General features: G+C 70.6%; 3 protein-coding genes. 2 read left to right on the top strand and 1 reads right to left on the bottom strand.

Translation table 11 applies throughout. The features are described from left to right. Together AC2W7M_RS24250 and accC are read left to right on the top strand one after the other, a co-directional pair. A partial coding sequence (locus tag AC2W7M_RS24250; protein ID WP_486135567.1) for an acetyl-CoA carboxylase biotin carboxyl carrier protein occupies positions 1 to 286 on the top strand: 286 nt, incomplete at its 5' end. A 25-nt stretch (positions 287 to 311) separates the two neighbouring features. Next, on the top strand, positions 312 to 1,673 hold the full coding sequence (gene accC / locus AC2W7M_RS24245) for an acetyl-CoA carboxylase biotin carboxylase subunit (RefSeq protein WP_486135565.1): 1,362 nt from the start codon (positions 312 to 314) through the stop codon (positions 1,671 to 1,673). Positions 1,674 to 1,789: 116 nt separating this feature from the next. Here accC and AC2W7M_RS24240 read toward each other — a convergent pair. Beyond that, on the bottom strand, positions 1,790 to 2,214 hold a 425-nt coding region (locus AC2W7M_RS24240), incomplete at its 5' end, for an allophanate hydrolase-related protein (protein ID WP_486135563.1).

Genomic DNA, 2,214 nt, shown 5'->3' with positions numbered 1-2,214 from the left:
GTCGCCGTCGCCGCGGCCCGGTGCCGCCGAAGGCGCGGACCTCTCCAAGCATCCCGGCGTCGTCGCCTCGCCCATGGTCGGCACCGCCTACCTCGCCGCCGAGCCCGGCGCGCCGCCGTTCGTGGACGTGGGCTCGGTGGTCAAGGAAGGCCAGACGATCCTCATCGTCGAGGCCATGAAGACCATGAACGCCATTCCGGCCCCGCGCTCCGGCACCGTGACGCGCGTCCTGGTGGGCAATGCGCAGCCGGTCGAGTACGGCGAGCCGCTGCTCATCATCGAATGACCGGGCCGGAAGGCGAGGAGAGCTGATGTTCAAGAAGATCCTCATCGCCAACCGGGGCGAGATCGCGCTGCGCATCCTGCGCGCCTGCAAGGAGCTGGGCATCGCGACGGTGGCGGTCCATTCCACGGCGGACGCGGATGCCATGCACGTGCGCCTCGCGGACGAGAGCGTGTGCATCGGCCCGCCCCCGGCGCGCGAGAGCTACCTCAACATCCCCTCGCTGCTGGCCGCCTGCGAGATCACCGGGGCGGACGCGGTGCATCCCGGCTACGGCTTCCTGGCGGAGAATGCCCGCTTCGCGGAGATCCTGGCCGACCACAACATCCACTTCATCGGCCCCAAGGCGGAGCACATCCGCATCATGGGCGACAAGATCGAGGCGAAGAAGACCGCCCAGGCCTTGGGCATTCCGGTGGTGCCCGGCTCGGACGGGGGCATCACCTCCGACGACGAGGCCCACCGCGTCGCCGAGGAGATCGGCTTTCCGGTGCTGGTGAAGGCGGCGGCCGGCGGCGGCGGGCGCGGGATGAAGGTGGCGATGACGCGGGAGGACCTCTCCCATGCGCTGTCCACCGCCCGCACCGAGGCGCTGGCCGCGTTTGGCGACGACGCGGTCTACCTGGAGAAGTATCTCGGCACGCCGCGCCACATCGAGGTGCAGGTGCTGGGCGACGGCAAGGGCCACGCCATCCATCTCGGCGAGCGCGACTGTTCGCTGCAGCGCCGCCACCAGAAGGTGTGGGAGGAGGCGCCGTCCCCCGTCATTACCCCCGAGCAGCGCGCGGAGATCGGCGAGACCTGCGCCAAGGCCATGCGCGACCTCAAATATCTCGGCGTCGGGACGATCGAGTTCCTGTACGAGGACGGCCGCTTCTACTTCATCGAGATGAACACCCGCATCCAGGTGGAGCATCCGGTGACGGAGATGGTCACCGGCATCGACCTGATCAACGAGCAGATCCGGGTGGCGGCGGGCGAGGCGCTGACGCTCCAGCAGTCGGACGTGGTGATGGAAGGCCACGCCATCGAGTGCCGCGTGAATGCCGAGCACCCGGCCACCTTCCGGCCCTCGCCGGGCCGGATCACGCACTATCACGTCCCCGGCGGCCTCGGCATCCGCGTGGATTCCAACGCCTATCAGGGCTACGTGATCCCGCCCACCTATGACAGCCTGGTGGGCAAGCTGATCGTCCACGGCAAGACCCGCGACGAGTGCCTGCGCCGCCTGCGCCGGGCGCTGGACGAATTCGTGGTGGACGGCATCGACACCACGCTGCCCTTGTTCCGCACGCTGGTGCGCACCCGCGACATCGCCGAGGGGCGCTACGACATCCATTGGCTGGAGCACTTCCTCACCGAGGGCGAAGGCAAGGGCAAGGTGGGCTGACGGACGGCCTGCGCCCTCTGTCCATGCGGGAGCGGGCGGGACGCCCGCTCCGGCGCGGTCCGGGTGACGCCCCGCCAGAAGCGGGCTGACGCCCGCTCCACGACGCGCGCCGCCGCCTAGCTCGCGGCAGACATGCGGCTGTCGACGAAGCTGCGGAATCCGCCGAAGTGCGTGATGTCGGGGGCATCCGCCACCTCGACCGCCTCCGCCAGGAAGCCGGCGATGCGCCGGCCATCGGCAAGCTCGACCTGTCCCAGGCCCAGCGGCGCCGGGATGGTGGCGAGCAGCCGGCCCACGCCCTCCATGGGCAGCGACCAGATCTCACCCTTCAGAGCGGCGCCGCCCGCCCCCACGCGCACCACGCCCGGGCGCGGCTGGGCGCCGGGCAGCAGCTTCATGCGATAGGCCGGCGCGGTTTCCGCCTCCGCCACGAACCGGCCGCCCATGGCCTTGAGGTCGCCATTCAGCGCCATGCCGGAAAGGTGGGCGCCGAAAACGCGACACCTCGAGCCGATCCGGCCCGGCCGGCGCGCCAAGGGCG

Source organism: Xanthobacter sp. BG11Y11_SDJG (assembly GCF_057364445.1).
The sequence above is the reverse complement of the archived record's forward strand: the minus strand, read 5'-3'. Positions and strand labels throughout refer to the sequence as shown.